The following is a 17,738-nucleotide window of genomic DNA, read 5'->3' as shown; positions in this document are numbered from 1 at the left end:
TGGGTTTTTTTATGCTTGGAGAAAAGCATGGCTGATACCGACGTACAAGGGATGCTCGTCCGCATCGAGGCGACCACTGCCCAGCTGCGTCAGGAAATGGCAAGGGCTGATTCGAGCGTTGGCCAGGCGTCGAGTAAGATCGACAAAAGTCTTGGCCGTGTGGATGATGCGTTCGATCGTGCCGGGTCCAGCGCTCAAGCGGCCGGCGGACTCATTAAGAGCGCCATGGCCTTGGCGGTCGGCGCGGTTTCGGTGGGCACCATCATAAAAACCGCCGATTCTTACTCGCAAATGTCGGATCGCCTTGGAATGGCAACCAGCAGTGTCAGCGAGTACAACCTGGTTCAAGACCGCCTCCTCGAAACGGCAAAACGCAGCTATCGTCCTCTCACTGAGGCACAAGAGCTGTACATCCGAACATCGGATAGCCTTAAGTCGATGGGCTACAATACCAGCCAGGCGCTGGATGTGATGGACAGCTTCAGCTTCCTTTTGGTGACCAACTCCGCGTCTGCAGAAAAGGCCAGTTCGGCAATCGATGCCTACTCGAAGGCGCTCCAAACTGGCAAGGTTGAGGCTGATGGATGGCAAGCCATCCTTGCGGCCATGCCTACGGTTGTTGACACTATTGCCAAATCCACCGGGAAGACTGCTGAAGAGATCCGCAGCCTTGGAGCCCAGGGCAAGCTAAGCCTCGACATATTGACGGAGGGCCTTCAGAAGTCTGCTGGGGCCAATGGTCTACTGGCTGACAGCATGGGCGTAGCGGTGCGTGATGCGCTTCAGAACCTGGAAAACTCTTTTACGGTATACATCGGCAAGCTGAACGAAACCACGGACGGCACAGGTGTGCTGGCGAAGGGGATCAGCGTACTTGGTGACAATTTCGAAACCCTCACGGATATCGCAGGGGTTGCTGCTGTCGGCGCACTTGCTGGATATGCCCGCCAGCTCGCCGGCTCTGCCGCAGCCTCATTGGTGGCGACTAAGAACGCCATATCCGAGGCGATCGCCAGAAAGGCTCAAGCTGCGGCCGTTTTGCTTGCTGCCCAGGCCGAACAGCAAAAAGCCCAAACGACAGTATTTCTGGCTGAAAAAGAATCCGTCGCAGCCCGAGGCTCAGCCGTCCAAACACAGATGTCGTTGCAGCTCGCGGAAGCCAGGATGGTTGAGGCTCGCGCTACGGCGGCCGCTGCTACTGCACAAGCCGCCGCCGGACGTGCTTCGTGGAGCCTGGCGGGCGTCCTCGGTGGCCCACTCGGCATCGCGGTTTTGGCCATTGGTGTTGCTACTGCATTTCTGACGCTGCGCGACAACACCAGTACGCTGGAGAAGAAGCTAGGAGATCTGGCCGACCCAATTGATAAGGTCGCTGAGCGATTTTTGAAATTGAATCGTGCTACTCAGTCCGTAACATTGCGCGAACTCGAGTCGAAGATAGAGGGCATGCAGTCCAAGCTCGGGCAAATGTCCGGCGCAATCGCTGATAAGTTCGAAAGCGATCTCCGAGGGATGGGGGCCGCTGGCGCGGATGGCCTTATGGCTGGCTTAACGCCGTTGCCAGCTCAAGCGCAGCAGGCCCTGGACCTTGTCCGCCAAGCATCCAAAGATCAGGCGGCCGGTATCACGGTTGATTGGAAACTCGTCGCTGATCAGTTGCGCCTTATCCCCGGCGTCACAGAGTCGATGGCTGCCGCCATTGAGAATAGCCAGATACCAGTTACCGAGTTAAGTGCCGCCCTCGATGATCAGCGCGTGAAGCTGAATCAGCTCACTGGCGCAACTGATGCCAACACGCGTGCGCAACTTGAAAATGCCGCGGCAAAGGCCCAGGCAGCTCAGGACGGCAAGAAGTATCTTGACCAGTTGCTAAAGCAGCTCGCATCCGCTCAGGACAAGACAAATCTGGCGGCGGCAAACCGATACATCGCAGAGCACACCTTGCTCACCGAGGGGGATATTGTCGCAATTCGGTCAGCTGCCGCCGCGAAAGACGCCCAGAAAGCTGCTGACGATGCCGCAACGAAGGCCAAGCAGAAGAACACCAGCGCTACCGAATCGGCAGCAAAGAAGCAGGTAAAGGACTTCGAAACTGTTGAGGAGGGCTACAAGCGCCAGATCGAACTGATCAACACCACGGGCGACAAGCAGAAAGACGCCACCGAGGTGATGAAGCTGTCCTTTGAGCTCCAGGAAGGAAAGCTCGGCAAGCTGAGTGAGGCGCAAAAGAAAAAGCTCATGGGCATGGCCGCGGAGCTGGATGCGCTGAACAAGCTAAAGAAGGCCAATGAGGATGACCTGAAGCTTACTGCTTTCAGGAATGCCCAGGGCGTCACCACCCAAACCACGAAGGATGGCTTCGACCAGGAGTTGGCCGGTGTTGGGATGGGTGACAAGGCCAGGGACAGAATGCGTGCCGACCTGGCCATGCGCCAGAAGTACGCCGCAGACGTGGCTGCGCTCAATGAGCAGCGCAACACCGGGCAGATCTCGCCGGAGCTCTACGCCAACGAAACACAGGTTCTTCAGGACGAGCTGAACAAGCGACTGCTGGCGCAGGAGAATTTCTACGCAGCGACGGACGAGCAGCAAACGAACTGGATGAATGGCGTAAACGAGGCATGGGCGAACTATGCCGATGCCGCCCGTGACTACTCGGCCCAGGCTGCGGACATCACCAACACGGCGTTGAGCGAAGCCACTGGCGGGCTGGGCACTTTCTTCTCGGACGTGGCCAGCGGCGCGGAAGATGCCGGTGACGCGCTGGGCGATATGGTCGGCAACTTCGCCAAGTCGATGTTGAAGGCGCTGGGTGATATGGCGGCGCAGTGGCTGATCTACCAGGGCATTCAGATGCTGGTGGGGAAGACCACGCAGTCGAGCGCGGCTGGGATGCTGGGCGCAAACGCTCAGGCCATGTCTTTAACGGCGGGCCTCAACGCCTTTGCATCCACTGCGGCTATTCCGATCATAGGGCCGGCTGCGGCGCCGGCGGCGATGGCTACTGCTTTGGCGGTGACCGGCCCTCTGGCCTCGGCCGTGGGCATGACCGCGCTGGCAGGTATGGCGCACGACGGTATCGACTCGGTTCCTGAAGACGGCAGCTGGTTTTTGCAAAAGGGCGAGCGGGTCACCACTGCCCAAACAAGCGCGAAGCTTGATGCAATGCTTTCCAGGATAGACAACGGCTTGGGTAGCTCTCAGCCCCAGGCTCAGATCGGCGTTGGTAGCCTGGAATCGCTCGGCAACGGGCGCGCTGCAATGGTTGGTTCTGGCAGGGAGTCGGGCGGATCAACTGGTGGGCCAACCCAGATTGTCTATAGCCCTCAGGTAACAGTTCAGGCTCAGCCAGGTATGAGCGATCAAGATGCCCGGCGCCAAGGCGAGATGATGGAGGCGGGCCAGGAGGCCCAGTTCAGGAGGTTTCTTCAGCGCGAAATGGGGCAGAACGGCCTGCTTTGGAGGCGATGATGGCTGAGACATTTACCTTTGATGTCGAAGTCGGTACCGACGGAGATATCAGCCAGCGAACGTGGGAGAACGAGTTCGGCGACGGGATGGTCCAGGCCGGCGGCATTGGAATCAACACAAAGAGCCAGGTGTGGAATCTGGTGCACACCGGTGAGGACCTGCCGGGCGAGGAGTTGCCCGAGTTGCTGGCGTTTCTGGACAGGCACGAAGGCTACAAGGCCTTTCGCTATGCGCCGCCAGGCGAGCCGGAAGGCTGGTACCGGGCGAACGGCTACAAGAAAAAGGCGCTCGGCGCGGAAATCTACACCGTTACCTTCACTGTTAAGCAGGTGTTCAACCCTCGACCTTAACCGTCACCAAGCCCCGCCAAGTGCGGGGTTTCCTATTTCTGGGGCCCTATGAATTACAACACCGATCTTCAAAAGCTCGAGCCCGGTAACCAGATCAGGCTCTACGAGCTGGACGCCACGCGCCTGGGTGCTACGATTTGGCGATTCCACGGCCATGCCCACGAAGGCGACATCATCTGGCAGGGGCAGCTTTACTCGCCGCTACAGATCGAGGCCAAAGGCTTCGACATTCGCGGCGATGGCAGGCCGGCTACTCCCACGCTGCAGGTGGATGACGAATTGGGCGGTGTGCGTGGGGCGATCACTGCCCTGTGCTTCCAGTTTCGCGATCTGGCCGGCGCACGGGTCAAGGTGATTGAAACGTTCCGTCACTTCCTGGACGCCGCCAATTTCCCCGACGGCAACCCGGAAGCCAGCGACCAATCGAAAACGAACCTTTGGTTTATCGAGCAGAAGACCGAGGCGCTGCCGAGCATCTCGGTCACCTTCTCCCTGTCCAGCCCCACGGACATGGAAGGGCAGATGCTGCCTTCCCAGCAGATCACCAAGCTTTGCCGGTGGGCCTGCCGTGGCGGGTACCGGCAGGAGGCGTGCGCCTATACCGGCACTGCCATGTTCGACAAGAAGAATCGGCCCACGGACAACCCGGCGCTCGACCGCTGCGGGGGCTGGTGGAGCAGTTGCAAGTTACGGGGCAACACACGCCGCTTCGGCGGATCCATGGGCGCGAGCCTTATCGCAAGTTCGAGGTAGTCATGCGGATCAATCAGAAATTGCAGGACGAGATCCGCGCGCACGCCGAACGCGCTTACCCGGCCGAGGCTTGCGGGGTGCTGATCAAGACTGCTGCTGGCCGTGAGTACGTGCCCTGCACCAACCTGGCCACCACTGCACGCGAGAACTTCCAGATCTACCACAAGGACATGGCCGGTGCCGAAGATCGCGGGGATGTGCTGGCGATCATCCATAGCCACCCGGACCAGGCCCCGACGCCGAGCATGGCTGACCGCGTCAGCTGTGAGCTGCACGAACTGCCCTGGGGCATTGTGGGCTGGCCAGGCGGGGAGTTTGAGTGGTTCAAGCCGTCAGGCTTCCAGGCGCCGCTGCTGGGCCGCGACTTCTCCCATGGTCTGCTTGACTGTTGGGCAGCGTGCCGCGACTGGTACGCCCGGGAGGCCGGCCTGCAACTGCCGAACTTTGAGCGCGCCGATCTGTGGTGGGAGCAGAAGGATGGGCCGAGCCTGTACGAAGACAACTTCGCGGCCACCGGTTTCTACCAGGTCAACGAAGCGCGGCGGGGCGACATGCTGGTGCTGCAGATCCCGACGCCTGGCCGGGAATGCTACTTCCCGAACCATGCAGCGATTTACCTGGGCGATGAGCCGGCGCTGATCAGCGAGACGGCGCCGAAGCTTGGCGGGTCTGGGCCGTTCATCTACCACCACATGCCCGGCCGCCTGGCCGCCCGTGAAATCTACGGTTGGTCGATGGCCAACCGGGTAAAGCTGATTCTCCGTCACAAGGACTACCGCCCATGACAATGCGAACCATCAAGCTCGGCGGTGTGCTGGGTAAAAAGTTCGGCAAGCAGTTCACGTTGGACGTTCACAGCTTCCGGGATGCCATGGCGGCGCTGTGCATGATGAAGCCGGGCTTTGAGAAGTACCTGCGCACTGCCGAAGAGCGCGGTCTGGTGTTCGCTGTCTTCGTCGACGAGCGCAATCTTGGCGAGCAGGAGCTTGACCTGGTGGGCAGCGATAACGGCGACATCCGTATTCAACCAATCGTCCAGGGTAGCAAGCAGGCGGGCATGTTCCAGACACTGCTCGGCGTTGTTCTGATCGTGGCCGGCCTGTTCACTGGCGGCACCACGTCGACGCTCGGCATGGGCCTTCTGGCCGCCGGCGCCGCTGTCGGGCTGGGCGGTGTTGTGCAGATGTTGTCGCCGACCACCAAAGCCAGCGCCGAGAGCAAGAATGACGACGGCAACAACCCGAGCTACGGCTTCGGCGGCGCTGTCACGACTATCGCCCAAGGCAACCCCTACCCGTTGCTATACGGAGAGCGTGAAGTTGGCGGCGCCGTGGAGTCGGGTGGGGTCTACACGCAAGACAGCATCTAATTTGTAGTTACGGTGGGGAGTTTTTACCGTGCTTATTCTCATGTTCGGATTTTGTCTGCCCAGAGCCTACGGCGGGCTTCTCCGCGGCGGGGAACAAGCGTTCATGTTTTTGAGCAAGGTCGAGCTCTGTGAGCGCTTCGAGCGCGAGCTTTGAAGCCACTTTACAACTCCACTTGTCGAGTTCAAAAACATATTCATCGAACCGAGTCTTCTTCAGCGCTACTTTCGCATCATCGAGTTTCTTTATGTATTTCAGTGCGAGTTTTACGTCGTCGGGGCTGTAGCAGGTGCAATGAACATAATCACCTTCCTTGACGTACCAGGTACCTGCTGAAGCGTCGGGTTCACCTGTTGGGTCTAGCGGATCTATATGGAATGTCCCGATCATTAAAAGCTTCCTTTTCGTTGATGTTTACTAATACCAAAACTACCGCTTTTCCGCAAAGCGGAAGTGTTTTTGATAAATGTTGGACTTTCCCATCAACCCGCTCCGGCGGGTTTTTTTCATTCTGGAGGGCGCATGAGCGCAGCAGCAAAGAAGGCGCGGCGTGTAGCCCCTCGCACGCGCCGCGCCGTGATCGGCAGCAAGGGCGGGCAGGCCAAACAGAAAAAGCCGAGCATTGCTCAGAACAGCGTTCCGTCGATCTCTACTGCTCGCATCGTCTATCTCTGGAGCTGGGGCCCCATTGTTGGGCTTGTAGACGGCCTGCGCTCGCTCAAGCTGGACGGTACCCCGGTCCAAGCGCCTGACGGCACGATTAACTACCCGGGCGTTAAATGGCAGTTCCGAAATGGCGAGCTGAATCAGGAGCGGCTGGAGGGTAATACCGAGTCCAGCAACGAGATCGACGTTAAGCAAGAGCTGATCTTCGGCACGCCCTGGCTACACACCATTACCAACTCGGTGAGTGATGCGATTCGCCTGCGCCTGAGCTGGCCAACGCTACGCAGCCAGGATGCCGCCGGAAACATCAACGGTGTGCGCATTGATTACGCCGTGGATATTTCGACCGACAACGGCCCATACGTCGAGGCTCTGGTCTCGTTTGTTGATCGCAAGAACGTCACAGAGTACGAGCGCGCGCACCGCCTGGAGTTGCCGTCGGGCAGCCGCTGGACTATCCGTGTCCGGCGCCTGACTCCCAACGCTAACTCCGATCTGGTGGTTGACCAGATGGTCGTCAAGGCCATTGCCGAGGTTGTCGATAGCGATCAGGAATACCCGCTCACAGCAGTCAGTAGTATCGAGTATGACGCCCAGACCTTCGGCGGCGATATCGCCAAAATCGCGGCGTTGATGCGCGGGCGCATTATTCGTGTGCCGTCCAACTACGACGCGGAGACACGCACCTACGCAACGTCCGGTACCGGTACGAGCAACGGTATATGGGACGGCACGTTCAAAGAGGCCTACACCAATAACCCTGCGTGGATCTTCTACGACCTGGTGCTGCACCCGTACTACGGCCTTGGTGACCGTATCGACGCGACAATGGTGGATCGCTGGTCGCTTTACCGCATCGCGCAGTATTGCGATCAGATGGTGCCGGACGGCAAGGGCGGCATGGAGCCGCGCTTTACCTGCAATCTGTACTTCCAGAAACAGGCCGAAGCCTATGCGGTGCTGCAGGACCTGGCCTCAATCTTCCACGGCCTGGCCTTCTGGGACGGCAGCCAGATCGTAGTCAACGCCGATATGCCGGGTGATCCGGTGTACACCTACAATCAGACGCAGATCCTGAACAATGGCGCCATCAAGTACGAAGGCACCCGGGCCCGCGACCGCCATACGCTCTACATGGTGTCCTGGGATAACCCGGACCAGGGTTTCGAAACCGACAAGGAGCCGGTATTCGACGATGAGGCAATGGTCGAGCTCGGCGGCATGGTCCGTGAAACCACCGTCGGCGCTATTGGATGCACCTCTCTGGGCCAGGCCCAGCGCGCTGGGCAGTGGGCGGCCTTGACCGAAAAGCTACAGACCCAAGGCGGCGTGTTCCGTGTTGGTCTCGATGGTGACATCCCGAAGCCTGGTCAAGTCATCGCCGTGGCGGACCCGATGTTGGTTGGCCGGAACAATGGCGGGCGCATATCGGCGGCGGCTGGGCGCGTGGTGACGCTCGACCGTGACACCACCGTGCCGGTGGGCGCTCGTCTGATGGTCAACCTACCCAGCGGCAAGTCTGAGGGACGGGTAGTGAAGTCTGTTGCCGGTCGTGACGTGACCGTGATGGCGGATTTCAGCGAGCAGCCCCAGGCGGAAAGCGGATGGATTCTTGATTACGAAGACCTGAAGCTGATGCAGTTCTACGTCCGCAACGTCACGCGGCCGGAGTGGCACCAGTTCCAGTTCGAAGTGATCCAGCACGACCCGAGCAAATTCCCTGCTGTCGACAACGGCGCCGTGGTCGATAGCCGGCCAATCACCGGGATACCGGTTGGCACCCAGGACGCACCCGCGCGGGTGATGCTGAGTCAGCACGTAGTGATCGAGCAGGGCATCGCTGTCACCGTCATGTCGATCGCCTGGGACGCGGCGCCAAACGCCGTGGGTTATGACGTCGAATGGAAGTGGGGCGCCCGCGAGTGGGTTCCGGTACCGCGCACCGGTGAGTTGATGGCCGATGTGCGCGGGATCTATTCCGGGCAGTACATGGCCAGGGTGCGGGCGGTGAGTGCGCTCAACGTTTCGTCGATCCCTGTCACGTCCGCGCTGACCAACTTGGAAGGCAAAGCCGGTAAGCCGCCGGCGGTGGCGTTCCTGACCACCAACAGCCTGGTCTACGGCATCGGCGTCCAGTGGGGCTTTCCACCAGGTGCAGAGGACACCCAGCGCACGGAGGTCTGGTATAGCGAGTCGCCGGACCTGACGACGGCGATCAAGTTGAGCGACTTCAGCTACCCGCAGGCCACGCATGAAATGCACAGCCTGCTGGCAGGTGCGAGCCTGTTCTTCTGGGCGCGCCTGGTGGACCGTACTGGCAACGTTGGCCCGTTCTTCCCGATCTCTGGCGCGGTCAATGGCCAGGCCAGCTCGGACCAGACTGAGTACGACAAGTACTTTGCCGACAAGATCGGCAAGGGTGCGCTGTATCCAGGCCTGCGAGAAGAGATCGCGCTGATTTCGGGGGACGGCGACGGGTCGGTCAACGAACGGCTGAAAGAGGCCAAGGCAGAGCTGGAGGGGCTACTGGGCCAGATCACCGGGGCAGAGCCGTACAATCCGAATGAGCACTACTTTGCTGGCGCATTCACGCAAAAGGATGGGCACCTGTACCAGGCGACTGGCTCGGTACCGGCCGGCGAAGCACCGCCAAACCCGCTGTACTGGAAGGATATCGGCACGATCCTGCAAACCACCGACGCGCTGGCCCAGCAGGTTCAACTGGTCACCAGCATGATCGAAGAGATCGAGGGCCAGGTGGTGGCCACCGCGACATCGGTTGAAGCGCTGCGCTCGGCCGCTCGTGGCGATGATGGATCGGGCGACTTGGCGGACGCGGTGAAGGGCTGGCAATCGACAGCTGATCTCGGGATTGAGAAGCGCACCCGGGCCACGGAAAGCGATGCAATGGCGCGGCAACTCACCACGATGGAGGCGCGGGTGGGGGCGAACCAGTCCGGGCTGACCGTGCTGGAGCAGGTGGTGGCCAACAACAAGCAGACGGCAGCCACCCAACTGACTCAGCTCAAAAGCGACTTGGAGTTGACCGAAGGGAAGGTCGCTGGGAATGCGCAGGCAATCACCGGCCTCGACACCAAGGTCACTAACCTCGACGGGAAGGTCACGTCTCAAGCGTCCAGTAATGAGGCGCTGCGGGCTTCGGTGCGCGGCGATGATGGTGCCGGCGATCTTGCCGGCGCTATCAAGGCCTGGGAGGCGGCGGCCAGCTTTGAGGTCGAGAAGAAGGTCCAGGCTACTGCGACTGAGGCGCTGGCCAAGAGGACAGAAACCCTGCAGTCGAGCATCGGCCAGACCAGTGCATCTGTGCAGGCCGTCAGCGAGACCGTGGTCCAGCTCGACGGTAAGGTGTCTGCCCAGACCACCATGAAGGCTCAAACCATTGTGGATGGTCGGAAGGTTGTGACTGGGCTGGCTTTTGGTTCGGATGGTGAACAGTCGGAGTTCCTGATCTTCGCGCAGCGCTTTGCAGTCGTGAACGAGATCGACGGAACAGTTATCCCGATGTTTGTGGTCCAGAACAATCAGGTTGTGTTCAACACAGCGATCATCAGCAAGGCGCTTATCCAAGAGATCATCCTAGGGATGAACATCCGGTCTCCAGCGGTTGACTCGCAAGGGCGGCCTCTACTTGAGATCAACGTTCCGGCAGGGAAGCTCGTCTTCCGTAGTGAGCATGAAGATGGATCTATCTTGCTCAACAGCGATGGCCTTGCAGTGTATGACGGCAACTACAAGCGCAGAACAATGAACGGCAGGCTCACACCGCCAAGCTAATTACTTTTGGAGGTATTACCGTGGAGTATGGCTTCTGGGTTTTTGATGAAAACGAAGTTCAAACTCTGGGGATTGAAGATTTCACCCTGCAAAAGTTAGCGGTGATGATAGTTCCTGCCGCGACTGGTGGGGGGAGGGGGTCTAACTACGAGTACATCCTTATGGATGTTCCAGGTTATGACCCTGCCACCTGCTTTGTCACGATCACCCCCAAAGTTTACGCGCCGTATGATCAGCCTGGTTACCCTGATACTTGGGGTGGCTTACCGACTTACACAAACTTGGGTGGGACAAGAATTGCGATTTACACACAAATCAATTACCGCGAGCCGGACGGTGGTGGCGGCGGGAAAAACCGCGAGATGTGGACGCGCAATATTGTGGAGAGCGTCGTAGAAGTGGTCAAGGTAAATTGATATGGATGACTACGGTTTTGTCGCTGTAAACGATCACGGATCTGTCAGCATCAGCAGCGTGTACAAAGTTCTGGTGTTCTCCGAGCGAGGGCAGTTCAGAATCCAGTCTCGCTACACTGACAAGGAAGGCAAAGGGCAGTTTACCTTTGCCAAACCTATTCGCACCGTGGAACCGCCCCAAATATTTTTGAGGACGATATCGGCATCACACGCCAGCCTTGGGCTGTATACCTCCATTGAAGGATCTTCCGGCAACTGGACCGGCTTTCATGTCACATCAGCAGTTCGGGGCGGAAGCGTGTTGCAAGACTATTTAATGGAGTTTGTGTCTTGCAAATACTCCGACCAAAGCAGCTCATCTGAATACGGACTTGAAGTGCGCGATGCGCAAAACCGGATCATGTTTGTGTCCAGTGATAGGGTTGTTCGTTATGGGAAGTTTTCAAAGAATTGGACGGTAGGCAGAGGACGTTTCGTAGATATCTACTACAGCGATGTAACGGTAGATGCTGACGACTTTATAAGCGTGTCGAGCCTTGATCGAGGAATAATGTGGTTTGCAAACGACTCAAAATATGCGGGCATCACAATTTTAGAGGGTGGGGTTCCGGTGTTGCAGATCTTTAATCAGAGGCACTACCTAGAACGATTTTATTGGCAAGGCTCAGATGGTTTTTGTCTAAGCATTCCCGTCTGCAAGTTTCCAATAGAACGTTACTACAACTAATTTCAAGTGCTGATGTGGGCACTCAACTGGAGAAACCTATGGCTTCTTGGTTTTCAGAAGGGACTGTGAGCGTGCAGAACGGGAGCCCGACAGTAACGGGCGTCGGCACCAAGTTCTCGAACTGCCGTGCGGGGGATATGTTTGTCGGTCCTGACCAGGGCATCTATCAGGTGATCAACCCTGCAAGCGATACGTCGCTTGCCATTTCGCCACCGTACCGTGGACCGGCCGTTGGTGGCGCCGGGTACGGGATCGTGCCCGTCAATGGCTATCCCAAAGCCCTGGCCGACGCAGTGAACCAAATGGTTCAGCAGTGGGGCGCCACGCTCGCAGGCCTGGGTGATGTGTCCACTCAGGATGTAGTGCCGGTGGCCATGGGCGGTACCGGTGGCAGAAATCCGGCTGAGGGGCGTGCAGGCCTGGGGCTGGGCACTGCGGCGACAGCGGCCGTGACCGTGGGCAACGCCGACGTCACGCCAGGGAGGGTTTTGAAAAATGGAGACCTTGGCCTCGGCGCGGACTGCGTAGGGATTTCAGATTGGACGACTGCCTACGATGAACTTGGAGGTGCCTTTATTGCGGGTAATGCGATCTTTCCCGGCGGTACCGGAGAGTCTATTAACGCAACAGGCATAACCCTAAGGCGCTCAGGGCGAGTTGGTGCCCAGATGATGATCTACAACGGCGACAACCAATTCCTCTTTCGTTCTGCATTCAACGGCTTCCTTCCCTGGGTGCGGATGTACCACACCGGCAACACCACCCGCATGGCCGACAACACACTGAGGGCGATCTGATCATGGCAAGAGCAGCAATTAACATCACCGGCACGGGTGAGAAGTTCGATTTCGTTTCGCTGGGTGGGACCGAGGTGACCTGTTATCGCAAGAACGTGGGCGTCTACTGCGTCACCGGCACGCTGGGTATGGTCCCATTTCCGCCCATTGATCAGGGCTGGGGCTACGGGCTTCATCCTTCGGACAATCCCGCCGAGGTGAACATCTCGTTTGAGGACGGCCTACTCACGGTCACCGTGACGAAAGAGGGCAAGCCGTACGATCTGAAGGTCATGATCACGCTGCACATCCTGGTGCCCGACCTTCCTCCGCAGGAAGAGCTGCCGCCGCCGGCGCTGGATCCTGTGGTGGCTGCACAAACCCAGATCGCGCACCTGCGAGCCGAGGCGGATTACGCAATCGCGCCACTTCAGGACGCCGTCGATATCGACGAAGGGACCGAGGCAGAACTGGCGACCCTCAAGGCCTGGAAGAAATACCGCGTGGCCCTGAATCGCGTGCCTGAGCAGGAAGGCTACCCGCTCGCCATTGATTGGCCCGCCGCGCCGTAGTCGACGACACCCGCCATCGAGCGGGTTTATTTTTGCCTGGAGAAAAGCATGACCACTTCCGATAAAGACCGGGACATCCTAGCGTGCACGCTGTGGGCTGAGGCTCGAGGGGAAGGTCTGGCCGGCCAGATAGCCGTGGCATGGACCATCCGCAACCGTGTGTTCGACGGCAAGGCCAAGTCCTGGTGGGGCGAGGGCTACGCCGGAGTCTGCCTGAAGCCATGGCAGTTTAGCTGCTGGAACCAGAATGACCCGAACTACGCCTACCTCAGCGGTGCGAAGCCGATACCGGCCGCGCAGCTCGCCCAGGCCCAGCGTGCTGCTGACCAAGTGATGACCGGCGCGGTACCGGATCCAACCGGCGGCGCTACGCACTACTACGCAACCACGATGCCCAAGGCCCCGGCCTGGGCGGCGAAGGCCAAGCAAACGCTGCGCCTGGGGCACCACATCTTTTTCAAGGACGTGCCTTAATGACGCCCGTACAGAAGCTGGCCGGGCTGGTGGTGCTGATCCTGGCGCTGATGGCCAGCGCCGCCGGCGTCACCTGGCAGGTTCAGGAGTGGCGCACGGGCAAGACGCTGGCCGAGCAGGCCGGCCTGCACAAGGATGCTCTGGCCAACGTCAGCGCGGCAGCCGCCAAGCAGGTGAGCGAAGAGCAGGGCAGGCGCCTGGCCCTGGAGAAGACGCTGGCCACCTCCGATCAACAACACACCCGAGAACTTTCCGATGCTCAACGCAACCAGGCTCTGCTGCGTGACCGCCTTGCTACTGCTGATGTGCGGCTGTCAGTCCTTCTCGACGCCACGGATTCAGCCAGTGGCTGCAACGTGCCTGCCGCCTCCGGCGCCGTCGGCGTGGTTCATGCAGCCCGTCGAGCCCAACTTGACCCAGCGCATGCTCAACGAATTGTCGCCATCACGGATGCCGGCGACCAAGGACTGATCGCGCTGCGGGCGTGCCAGGCGTATGTCAGGGCTATAGCGCCCTGACCTACATTCCCGGTCGCAAAAATTAACATGACCCCCAATAAACACCCACTTTGCAAAGGATTGCAAAAATGACAAACCCAATCGTTCCATGGATGGGCGGCAAGCGACGTCTATCGAAGCGCCTGCTGGCCCTGTTCCCCGAGCATGAATGCTACGTTGAGGTGTTCGCCGGCGGCGCCGCGCTTTACTTCAAGCGCGAGCAGCCAGCGAAGGTGGAAGTGCTCAATGACATAAACGGCGAGCTTGTGAACCTGTATCGCGTGGTCCAGCACCATCTCGAGGAGTTCGTGCGCCAGTTCAAATGGGCACTGAGTTCGCGGCAGATCTTCGAGTGGCAGAAGATGGCGGTGCCGGAAACACTGACGGACATCCAAAGGGCGGCGCGGTTTTTCTACCTTCAGCACCACGCCTTCGGCGCCAAGGCTACAGGGCAAGTCTTTGGCACAAGAACCTCTGGCCGGCCTATCAACTTGCTGCGAATTGAGGAAAATCTATCCGAGGCCTGGCAGCGCCTTTCCGGCACCTACGTCGAGAATCTGCCGTGGTTGAAGTGTTCCGAGAAATACGATCGGCCACACACGTTCCATTACATGGACCCGCCCTACTGGCAGACCGCCGGTTACGGTGTGGACTTTCCGTTTGAAAACTATGAACGGATGGCTGACTTCATGCGGCGCTGCGAAGGAAAGGTCATGGTCAGCATCAATGACCACCCGGACATACGGCGTGTATTTGACGGGTTCCACTTTGAAACTGTGGATATTCGCTATTCCACGACGAATCAGCGGCAGGTTAAGGCTGAGGTCAGCGGGGAGTTGGTGATAATGAATTGGAAATCCTCTGACCTCGGCGGGCATTTCTAGGCCAGGCGCCTTATCAGCCCCGGGCCTTTGTTCCGTACGTTGCCCACGACCGTATCGACCTTGAACCATTCGAAAGCCTCGACCGGTTCGCCCTGGTGCAACACCATCTGCTCGGCACGCTCCTTGGGTGTGGCCGGGTCCAGCCATTCCCTGGCCAGCTCCGGCGTCAGCACCACGGGCCGCCGGTCGTGAATGTCCACCATGCCGCCGGCGCTGTCGGCGGTGATGATCACAAAGCCGTCATGCTCGCCTTGACCTTCATCTGCGTCGGGTAGCTGGCCTATGGCCGCGCACAGCACCGGCGCGCCATCCCGCCGGCGGATCAGGTAGGGCTGTTTCTTTGGCCCGCCTTCATCAACCCATTCAAACCAGTTGTCCACGGGCGTGATTGCCCGGTGTGGCCAGATCGCCCGGAAGAATGGGCCGTGGGCCACTTTCTCGAATCGAGCGTTTATCGCCGCGGCACGGTCCTTGGCCCAGTGCGGCCGCCAACCCCACCGCACCAGGTCTGCGTGCAGCGTTTCATCCTGCTGGTGGAGCAGGGCGACCTGGGTGGTTGGTGCTACGTTGTACCGCTCAAGCGGTGCGTCACCCGCTGAGTTTGCCAGGGCGTTGGGCATGCTCAGTGCCGCAACGAAGTCATGAATTCCGCTGTACTGTGAAAGTCTTCCGCACATCGGCAAGCCCTCGGTAGAAATTTCAGCTTAGATCACTCGGCAAAATCTTCATGGGGGTGCTTCCCCAGGCCCCGTTTGTAGCCCGCGCAAGCGCCCATTCAAGTGAGTTGAGCTTGCTTGTGACAAAGCTCAGGTCAGTTTTGCAACTAGCAAGAGCGCTATCGGAGGCTTTGAGCTCTGTCCGAAGCTTGTCGCGTTCGATAGAACGCTCAGCGTGCATTCGCACCAGGCCGTAGATGTCCTGTCGGGCCTTGCGAAGCTGCACGTGCAGTTCCTGAATCTCGTTCTCCAAGAGCAGCGCGTGTTGCTTGTGCATTTCTAGAGGCGTAGGGCATCCAAGCCACTCGCAGGTGTCTTCATCGATGTTCATGGCGGGGTAATCCGAATGCTGTATGCGCATACAGTAATCGAGAGTTGTACAGGCTGAGGTTGCGAGGCGACGAGCTGCTGTTGTTCCCGACGATCAGTCAGGGAGTGTTGAGAACGGCCAAGGTTAGCTTGATGAACTCTTCGTTGCGGTCGATGGTGACCAGAGCACCGCGCACGTTGTCGGCGACTTCGGTGCTGCCTTGCTGCTCAACCCAGTTCGTAAGCTCCATGATGGCTGCTTCAAGGGCGAGTTGGTTTTCGTTGATTTTGGATAGCAGGGAAGGGAGCAGGTCAGAGTTCGGCATCGGTGTTCCTCCTTGGAGTGAACAGCGTAGCAGTTGGTGTTCGGTACGCCTGCTGTAAGGGTGTCTACTTTCGACCCAGACCGGTCATTCGTGACAGGCAGCAAACGTCCCGGAGCTGTCCTGAAAACTCACTAAGTGATTCGATTGGTGCAATCGGCTTTGTTTGTAGAGGAAGAAGGTGCCCAAAGAGGGTACCTTCTCAGATTCAAAAATAGCGCAGCCCATATTTTTTCTGGAGTTGGACGAGTTGGTCTGGACTTGGTTTTTCTGGAGCGGCACGGCGAATTAACTCACCTGCATCTTCAAAGAAACCTTCTGCTCCCCCAGGAGTAAAGGTTGTGAGAAAGCGACATTCGGTGTCACCTTCATTCTTGAAATACTGCTCGACCCCTCGTGGAGCAACGACATAGCTACCCGGCTCCGCCAAGTAAACAGCCTCGCCAATCTGCATGGTTAGTTCCCCTTCGAGGATAAAGTTATTTTCATCCTCCCCCTTGTGGATATGCCGCGGCACTACACCACCAGGTGGGAGCACCGTCTCCATAAGCGAATAGACTCCTCCTGTTTCGGTCGCAAACACCTTGATGTTCATTTGCGCGCCAGTAGGGTGCAAAACGTGATGCCCTTCATCAGGGCTAATCATGCGCGCCGTGGTCGAATTACTACTCATGCGTTCCTCCAGAAATGTTCACGGTTGAGATGACGGGATAGCCATCTCACGACTACGGAAGATTTTATCGGCACTAGTCGTGGTAGGATTTGTGTATCAGGCCAAGTTATATGCAAAAAACGTCAAAATGCCAAAGCGACTGCTTCCACCTCACGCCCCATCAGCAAAAATCGTAACTGCGATTGGCTTTACTGCCTTGAGCGAGGGACTTTCCGGACCAGAACCCCATCTTCATGGTCAAGGACAACTGGTGTTGTCTATGCAGGGGGTTGTTGCCTGCGAGGTCGCCGAGAGCCATTGGATAGTGCCACCAAATTGCGCGCTCTGGATTCCTGCCAACCTCCCTCACGAAAGTCGTGCCTCTGCCAATGCTCGTGGCTACTTCCTGTTCATCGACCCTTCAGCATCCCCTCTTCCAGAAGAGTGCTGTACGTTCAGTATCAGTTCCATGCTCCGCGAAATGATTATTGAGCTATGTGAAGGTAGAGGCGACCGCAGTACTCGCAGTAAAGATCTCATTGCCCAATTAGTGGTTGAAGAGTTGAGCGCTATGCCAACGGTGCATACACATTTCCCAATACCAAGCGACTTTCGGTTGCAACAAATTGCTGAAGCATTGATCAAGGCTCCTGGTGACAGAAGAACGCTTGAGCAATGGTCAAGTTTTGCTGGGATGAGCGAACGGACACTTGCACGTCAGTTGTTTAAGGAAACCGGGATGTCGTTCGGCAAATGGCGTCGGCAGCTCCATCTGATGGTGGCGCTGAAGTTGTTAGCTGAAGGGAAGAGCGTTCAACAGGTCGCAGGAGACCTTGGTTATGAAGCTGTGACGAGCTTTATCACTATGTTTAAACTGGCGCTTGGCACGACTCCGGCAAAATATGGTTCATTATTCGATGTGAGACAAAGGAGGGAACGACTTCAAGACTCTTACTAAGTCTTAAGGCGGGGGCTTGTCGTCTTGGTGAA

At 58.3% G+C, this 17,738-nt stretch carries 19 protein-coding genes; 14 read left to right on the top strand and 5 right to left on the bottom strand.

Going from position 1 to position 17,738, the window contains the following annotated elements; all coding sequences use genetic code 11:
* The first annotated feature begins 27 nt into the window (after window positions 1–27).
* Genes PSFL_RS11095 through PSFL_RS11075 form a run of 5 tightly spaced genes read left to right on the top strand, consistent with a single transcriptional unit; the run spans window position 28 to window position 5,943 of the window.
* Window positions 28–3,471 carry a tape measure protein gene (locus PSFL_RS11095; protein ID WP_397470018.1) on the top strand — a complete coding sequence of 1,148 codons (3,444 nt, stop codon included), beginning with the start codon at window positions 28–30 and terminating at the stop codon, window positions 3,469–3,471.
* A complete protein-coding gene (locus PSFL_RS11090; RefSeq protein WP_198799866.1) occupies window positions 3,471–3,821 on the top strand; it encodes a phage tail protein in 351 nt (116 codons plus the stop codon). Before PSFL_RS11095 ends, PSFL_RS11090 begins: the two co-directional genes overlap by 1 nt.
* A gap of 48 nt (window positions 3,822–3,869) precedes the next feature.
* Window positions 3,870–4,574, top strand: coding sequence for a phage minor tail protein L (locus PSFL_RS11085; protein ID WP_397470017.1), 705 nt, complete (start codon window positions 3,870–3,872; stop codon window positions 4,572–4,574).
* A gap of 2 nt (window positions 4,575–4,576) precedes the next feature.
* Window positions 4,577–5,359, top strand: a complete 783-nt coding sequence (locus tag PSFL_RS11080; protein ID WP_397470016.1) for a C40 family peptidase — start codon at window positions 4,577–4,579, stop codon at window positions 5,357–5,359.
* A complete protein-coding gene (locus tag PSFL_RS11075) occupies window positions 5,356–5,943 on the top strand; it encodes a tail assembly protein (RefSeq protein WP_397470015.1) in 588 nt (195 codons plus the stop codon). Before PSFL_RS11080 ends, PSFL_RS11075 begins: the two co-directional genes overlap by 4 nt.
* Before the next feature lie 7 nt (window positions 5,944–5,950).
* Here PSFL_RS11075 and PSFL_RS11070 read toward each other — a convergent pair whose 3' ends face one another.
* The gene (locus PSFL_RS11070) at window positions 5,951–6,331 is read right to left on the bottom strand and encodes a hypothetical protein (RefSeq protein ID WP_397470014.1); all 381 of its coding nucleotides are present in this window, start codon (window positions 6,329–6,331) and stop codon (window positions 5,951–5,953) included.
* A gap of 132 nt (window positions 6,332–6,463) precedes the next feature.
* Here PSFL_RS11070 and PSFL_RS11065 point away from each other — a divergent pair, with 132 nt between their 5' ends.
* The 8 genes from PSFL_RS11065 to PSFL_RS11030 all read left to right on the top strand — a co-directional run bounded on the left by PSFL_RS11065 (window position 6,464) and on the right by PSFL_RS11030 (window position 14,748).
* Window positions 6,464–10,402: a DUF1983 domain-containing protein gene (locus tag PSFL_RS11065; protein WP_397470013.1), complete on the top strand. Its 3,939-nt coding sequence runs from the start codon at window positions 6,464–6,466 to the stop codon at window positions 10,400–10,402.
* Window positions 10,403–10,422: 20 nt separating this feature from the next.
* A complete protein-coding gene (locus PSFL_RS11060; RefSeq protein WP_397470012.1) occupies window positions 10,423–10,818 on the top strand; it encodes a hypothetical protein in 396 nt (131 codons plus the stop codon).
* A 1-nt stretch (window position 10,819) separates the two neighbouring features.
* Entirely contained in the window at window positions 10,820–11,545 is a 726-nt protein-coding gene (locus tag PSFL_RS11055; protein WP_397470011.1) for a hypothetical protein, read from the top strand.
* A 38-nt stretch (window positions 11,546–11,583) separates the two neighbouring features.
* Complete coding sequence (locus PSFL_RS11050; protein ID WP_397470010.1) at window positions 11,584–12,342, top strand: hypothetical protein; 759 nt, start codon at window positions 11,584–11,586, stop codon at window positions 12,340–12,342.
* A 2-nt stretch (window positions 12,343–12,344) separates the two neighbouring features.
* Window positions 12,345–12,893, top strand: a complete 549-nt coding sequence (locus tag PSFL_RS11045) for a tail fiber assembly protein (protein ID WP_397470009.1) — start codon at window positions 12,345–12,347, stop codon at window positions 12,891–12,893.
* Window positions 12,894–12,941: 48 nt separating this feature from the next.
* Window positions 12,942–13,367, top strand: a complete 426-nt coding sequence (locus PSFL_RS11040) for a cell wall hydrolase (protein WP_397470008.1) — start codon at window positions 12,942–12,944, stop codon at window positions 13,365–13,367.
* Window positions 13,367–13,885 (top strand): lysis system i-spanin subunit Rz, encoded by a 519-nt coding sequence (locus PSFL_RS11035; protein WP_397470007.1) that lies wholly within the window; start codon window positions 13,367–13,369, stop codon window positions 13,883–13,885. The genes PSFL_RS11040 and PSFL_RS11035 overlap by 1 nt, the downstream gene beginning before the upstream one ends.
* 68 nt (window positions 13,886–13,953) lie before the next feature.
* The gene (locus tag PSFL_RS11030) at window positions 13,954–14,748 is read left to right on the top strand and encodes a DNA adenine methylase (RefSeq protein ID WP_397470006.1); all 795 of its coding nucleotides are present in this window, start codon (window positions 13,954–13,956) and stop codon (window positions 14,746–14,748) included.
* Here PSFL_RS11030 and PSFL_RS11025 read toward each other — a convergent pair.
* The 4 genes from PSFL_RS11025 to PSFL_RS11010 all read right to left on the bottom strand — a co-directional run bounded on the left by PSFL_RS11025 (window position 14,745) and on the right by PSFL_RS11010 (window position 16,769).
* On the bottom strand, window positions 14,745–15,425 hold the full coding sequence (locus PSFL_RS11025) for an SOS response-associated peptidase family protein (protein WP_397470005.1): 681 nt from the start codon (window positions 15,423–15,425) through the stop codon (window positions 14,745–14,747). The genes PSFL_RS11030 and PSFL_RS11025 overlap by 4 nt on opposite strands.
* A 22-nt stretch (window positions 15,426–15,447) precedes the next feature.
* A complete protein-coding gene (locus tag PSFL_RS11020) occupies window positions 15,448–15,795 on the bottom strand; it encodes a hypothetical protein (RefSeq protein WP_198849491.1) in 348 nt (115 codons plus the stop codon).
* A 97-nt stretch (window positions 15,796–15,892) separates the two neighbouring features.
* Complete coding sequence (locus PSFL_RS11015) at window positions 15,893–16,099, bottom strand: hypothetical protein (RefSeq protein WP_198849483.1); 207 nt, start codon at window positions 16,097–16,099, stop codon at window positions 15,893–15,895.
* A 205-nt stretch (window positions 16,100–16,304) separates the two neighbouring features.
* Window positions 16,305–16,769 carry a cupin domain-containing protein gene (locus PSFL_RS11010; RefSeq protein WP_198849484.1) on the bottom strand — a complete coding sequence of 155 codons (465 nt, stop codon included), beginning with the start codon at window positions 16,767–16,769 and terminating at the stop codon, window positions 16,305–16,307.
* Window positions 16,770–16,860: 91 nt separating this feature from the next.
* Here PSFL_RS11010 and PSFL_RS11005 point away from each other — a divergent pair, with 91 nt between their 5' ends.
* Window positions 16,861–17,706, top strand: a complete 846-nt coding sequence (locus PSFL_RS11005) for a helix-turn-helix transcriptional regulator (RefSeq protein ID WP_198849485.1) — start codon at window positions 16,861–16,863, stop codon at window positions 17,704–17,706.
* Window positions 17,707–17,738: the final 32 nt, after the last annotated feature.

It is taken from the genome of Pseudomonas sp. DD1, from assembly GCF_044510355.1.
GTDB classification, from domain to species: domain Bacteria; phylum Pseudomonadota; class Gammaproteobacteria; order Pseudomonadales; family Pseudomonadaceae; genus Aquipseudomonas; species Aquipseudomonas shahriarae.
Note: the sequence above shows the minus strand (reverse complement) of the source record. Positions and strands in the feature narration are given on the sequence as shown.